The organism is Allomesorhizobium camelthorni, assembly GCF_011045125.1.
Lineage (GTDB): Bacteria > Pseudomonadota > Alphaproteobacteria > Rhizobiales > Rhizobiaceae > Allomesorhizobium > Allomesorhizobium camelthorni.
The window spans coordinates 1-2,086 of the sequence record NZ_JAAKZF010000219.1; the positions used below are offsets into that span (position 1 = coordinate 1).

Sequence of the window (2,086 nt, forward strand, 5' to 3'; positions counted from 1 at the left end):
CAGGAACGAGGTCCTGAAAAGAGTCGAGTGGCTCGCCATTCGAATACGCCACATTCGACGCATAGTCGCCCAAGCAGTAATTCTGTCGTCCGCCTGCCAAAGCGCATCGCCATTGACCCAAATCAATGAGCATCGAGCGCGCGGTGTTATGATTTTTTACACCCCTCATTTTGTGCGCAAGAGGAGCGCTTAAGACTTAACGCAGGAGGCCGACATGAAAGTCGAAGACGTCATGCACAAGGGTACGATATACGTCGAACCGGCTACTCCCGTAGGGGAAATAGCAAGGCTCATGCGTGACGACGATATCGGTGCGATCCCCGTGAAGGTAAACAAACAGTTAGTCGGCATTGTCACCGACCGTGACATCACCTGCCGGGCTCTCGCTGACAGCGGCAACGTCGCGACAAAAACGGCCAAAGATGTGATGACCAAAGACGTCGTGTGCTGCTCGGCGGATGATGATGTCGAGGCCGCGATCGAGGTGATGGAAGCGAAGCAAATCCGCCGCCTGGCGGTTACAGATGGTCACAAGACCCTGGTCGGCATGCTGAGCCTCGGCGATATTTCGCACAAGGTGAGCAAGAACCTTTCCGGCGAAGCCTTGCGTGCTGTATCTGCGCACCATGCTTGAATTGGGGGTTAGAATCACGGCCTTCAGGCGCGCACACTTTGGCCTTCGACCAGCAGAGTGAACGCAGGAATCCCGATGCTAAAAGACCTAAATGTGGACCAGGCCCGTTTCATCGCCCTGCTCGCCAAGGCCGCGCGCATGCAGCGCGACACATTGCTTGGCAATGTGCCGGAAGAGGATCTCGGCGAGTTGACGCCAGCCCGGGGCGAGCACAACCCTGCGGCTGGTCTTGGATTCGAGCCGCTCCCTCCCGACGCGTCTCAAACGGTGCTCTTGAGTGAGGCAATCGCCTCGCTGTCCGAAAGAGCGCGACGGGAGCTGTACACGCTGGTGCGTGTCGGACAGGGCCACGTTGCAGCGAGAAAGTGGTATCGGGGCCTGTCTGAAGCCGGGACGCTCGGCGAAGATATGATTACCGCTGCAATCCTTGAGGATCCCGATCTGCATGACCACATCACAAAAGGCCTTTACGAAACCAAGCTTGCTTTGTAACGCCATCACGGCGGCGCCGCTTGCAGTTGGTGGACTCGGTGGCGGCCGTGATAATCCGTTGTGCGTGCCTTAACTCCGAATGGGAAACCATGGCTACCATTTCGGTTTTGGTCGCAACAGCGAGTGAGAGGACTAACCGAGCGCGATTCGCTACTGTATGCGCGACAAGGCTTGCACGGCTATCTGCTCGAATGGATTGCCACCCTCACATCACCCCGCCAACCACGGCTTGGAAGAGTACATACAAGCCAATTTTCCGAATGCGTCGCGAAGATATCGGACAAGTCGGCGGGTACAGCACCTGTGGTGATTGGCCTTTCGCTCGGCGGCACGCTTGCGACAATCCACAGTGCTCTCGCGCCCGAGGGCGTTGGGGGGATCGTGCTGCTCGGGGCTCCTCTGTGTTTCCGCCCGCGAGCCAGCCAATCCGAGACGCCCTGGTTTCGCTGGTTTCCTCGAACCTTTCCGAAGCGGACCCGTTTCCAGGCTCCCTCCTGTCGTATATGAGCATGCTGGCATCTCCCCGCACGCTTATCCGGTCGCGGCTGATCTATGCCGCTGTCAGCGTCGCCGACCTGCGTGCGATGGAGATTCTTGCGCGCGTCGAGCGTTGGGCGCTCGATGAAGTTCCGCTCCCGGGCAAACTGGTCCACCAGATCATCGACTGGCTTTATCGTGAAAACCGCTTGTGCCGCGGCGCGCTGAAGATCAACGGGGCGCTGCTCGGCCTGCGGAGTTTGGCAGCGCCCACCCTTGCGGTCGTGAACTTGGCCGACGAGGTGGCTCCTCCGGCTTTTTGAGGCCGCAATACCGGCCAAGAATGCGCAGTTCATCGAGTTTCCGGGTGAAACAGGCGTGCGCCTGCAGCACCTTGGCGTTCTGGTCGGACGCGAAATTTGGCCAAAGATCATTTCCTGGATCAATGCACGTCACTGAAGTCACGACTTTGGCAGGTGCTTC

Annotated in this window: 4 protein-coding genes; all 4 read left to right on the plus strand. The window is 58.5% G+C overall.

The window, feature by feature from the left end; genetic code table 11:
- The first annotated feature begins 214 nt into the window (after positions 1–214).
- The 4 genes from G6N73_RS35405 (at position 215) to G6N73_RS35420 (ending at position 1,926) form a co-directional block, all read left to right on the plus strand.
- Complete coding sequence (locus tag G6N73_RS35405) at positions 215–634, plus strand: CBS domain-containing protein (RefSeq protein WP_165034497.1); 420 nt, start codon at positions 215–217, stop codon at positions 632–634.
- A gap of 75 nt (positions 635–709) precedes the next feature.
- On the plus strand, positions 710–1,126 hold the full coding sequence (locus G6N73_RS35410; protein ID WP_165034498.1) for a DUF3775 domain-containing protein: 417 nt from the start codon (positions 710–712) through the stop codon (positions 1,124–1,126).
- 123 nt (positions 1,127–1,249) lie between these two features.
- The gene (locus G6N73_RS38965) at positions 1,250–1,633 is read left to right on the plus strand and encodes an alpha/beta fold hydrolase (protein WP_425484200.1); all 384 of its coding nucleotides are present in this window, start codon (positions 1,250–1,252) and stop codon (positions 1,631–1,633) included.
- Positions 1,630–1,926 carry a hypothetical protein gene (locus G6N73_RS35420; RefSeq protein WP_165034500.1) on the plus strand — a complete coding sequence of 99 codons (297 nt, stop codon included), beginning with the start codon at positions 1,630–1,632 and terminating at the stop codon, positions 1,924–1,926. The genes G6N73_RS38965 and G6N73_RS35420 overlap by 4 nt, the downstream gene beginning before the upstream one ends.
- The last annotated feature ends 160 nt before the right edge of the window (positions 1,927–2,086 follow it).

What these genes read in the sequence shown, in the direction of transcription:
- G6N73_RS35405 (WP_165034497.1), top strand. Translation starts at nt 215, where the DNA reads ATGAAAGTCGAAGACGTCATGCACAAGGGTACGATATACGTCGAACCG.
- G6N73_RS35410 (WP_165034498.1), top strand. Translation starts at nt 710, where the DNA reads ATGCTAAAAGACCTAAATGTGGACCAGGCCCGTTTCATCGCCCTGCTC.
- G6N73_RS35420 (WP_165034500.1), top strand. Translation starts at nt 1,630, where the DNA reads ATGAGCATGCTGGCATCTCCCCGCACGCTTATCCGGTCGCGGCTGATC.